This is a genomic window from Pseudomonas gebzensis (assembly GCF_034427815.1).
GTDB lineage: Bacteria > Pseudomonadota > Gammaproteobacteria > Pseudomonadales > Pseudomonadaceae > Aquipseudomonas.
The window spans coordinates 1-1,944 of sequence record NZ_JAXQNS010000019.1 but is presented as its reverse complement, the minus strand read 5'-3'; the positions used below and the strand labels follow the sequence as shown (position 1 = coordinate 1,944).

At 45.7% G+C, this 1,944-nt stretch carries 1 protein-coding gene and 1 pseudogene; both read right to left on the bottom strand.

All coding sequences use genetic code 11. From position 1 onward, the window contains the following. Nucleotides 1-299: 299 nt before the first annotated feature. The gene (locus SJI00_RS22250) at nucleotides 300-1,034 is read right to left on the bottom strand and encodes a hypothetical protein (RefSeq protein ID WP_322463839.1); all 735 of its coding nucleotides are present in this window, start codon (nucleotides 1,032-1,034) and stop codon (nucleotides 300-302) included. Nucleotides 1,035-1,045: 11 nt separating this feature from the next. Continuing rightward, nucleotides 1,046-1,944, bottom strand: a pseudogene (locus tag SJI00_RS22245) (T6SS effector BTH_I2691 family protein); the annotation flags it as partial.

The window sequence follows — 1,944 nt, the reverse complement described above, 5'->3', positions numbered from 1 at the left end:
GGACATCACCCATGCAAAACCATGCGAAATTCCCAGCAATAGGCTTAGGAACTGAGCGCCCGCGAAGATCGACATGCCTAGAGCAACAACGAATTTGGTCTTGAGAAAAAGACTCTCTTCCGGGCTAGTCACCCCATCAAGATTCTCAAATATTTGCCAAGCCTCCGAAGCTGTCATCAACGCTCCTAGCGCTGCTCAATTCGCAGTTTCCCAGAACAGCGCTTTAGCGGCGGACTAATGTGACGCTATGGCACTTTGTCGCGCTGCTAATAGAATCAGTCCTGGAGCACTATTAGTATCTAGTCGCAACTTACCCTGCCTCTGATGACCGGTACGTCGGGTGAGAGGTGAGAGCGGATGAGTTCCGCGACCGCCTCTTTTTGACCTTTCTCGCAGAAAATATTGGAGTTCCAAAACTTCTGCCAGCCTTCATTCACAGGGCCATACTTCAATGCCACAACTTCTCTATTTGTTGCAATAGTTAATTGTTTAACTTTCGCCCAATCGAACGTGAGGTGATTATATTGACTATATGGCTCCTGAAGTCTCTGTGATCTGAGCTGCATCAGCGCCATGATACCCATGCCGCCCGGCCCCGCGACGGAGGCGAAGGACAGTCCCGGTGTAGTCGCAGCGAGGGAGATAAAAATTATTGAGACGAAGATTGTTACGCCGCCCAAGACTTTAGGATTGATCCTGAAGTTCTTCTTCCATTTGCAGTACTCCATTCCAGAAGATGTAATTCTACAAGCGAAATTGACTCGCGCATGGCTTGCGGTTAAAGAAAATAATAACATTGATGAGAATATTAAAGCTGGCCAAAAAACTCGCCATGGCTGACTGGTGCCTTCAAATGCATGATATAGAAATAATGAACAGCTCAGATTGACGGCTGTAATCAAAAAAAGCATAAAATTAGCGATAATTATATTATAGCTTCTGGCTCGAATGACCCATGTCAAAATACTCGTATCCGCAGAAAAATTCCAATTTAAATCGTTCGGCAAGTGAGGGGGTTGTAAAAATTTAAGCATATGTATTTTCACTATCTGGCTTGAGTGATAACTAGTATTAGGGCTGGAGTGCGACTGGCTTCTAATCTTGGGTCATCAGTCGAATTATCATGGGTGAGGCTTTCTACAGAGTTCGCCTGGCTTATAAATGCATCGAGCGCTAATCGAAAAATATAATGCTGATAATCAATTTTATCTCTCGCATTGGCTATGTATTCGATTTTCAGCTCGAAGATCGGATTATCTGCCGATGTTTCCATCCACGCCTGCCAAAGGCGATGCTGATCATTTTTGCTATAAGAAAAGTCTGCTTGATTAGAGTTTCTATCAGGGGAGTCGGGTAATATGCCTAGCAGTTTTGGGTTCACCCAGTTTCCGTTCTGGTACTGATCGTAGAAGTTTCTCGTGGCGATGTGCACTGCTTCCTCATTGGATAGTGTTTTTTTCCTGAGCAGTACCGGCTGCAGCGCTACTAACTGGCCCTCCAGCAGGGCGGGAAACTGAATCTGAATCCAATGGCCTAGCCACTTTTGCGGCGTTCTTTCTCCACCATATATAAACGCTTTTGCAAATACGCTAGGCCTCATTAGAATATTCAATAACGACTGCATTTGATCGGCGTGTCCGTGGCTTTCAATCCATTCCGGTATTGCGCCGCGCCCCCAATTGCAGCGGTATAGCCAGAGACGCAATCCTTCTCTTTTGAAGTGGTTTGCAGCCATGCTGATAAGTAGATAAGCGACGCCGAGTACAGCTGTAGCTATGATCGCAGGGCTAGACATCACCCATGCAAAACCACGAATAATCCCAAGTACTGAGATGATTAGCTGAACGCTAGCGGAAAAAAACATCGTAGAGACGACGGCTAATTTGGTCTTGAGAAGTACATTCTCTTCAGGGCTAGTCACAGCATCAAGGTCCTCAACAATTT

Bases quoted from the DNA above. Each gene is read 5' to 3' on its own strand.
- SJI00_RS22250 (WP_322463839.1), bottom strand. From the start codon at position 1,034: ATGCTTAAATTTTTACAACCCCCTCACTTGCCGAACGATTTAAATTGG.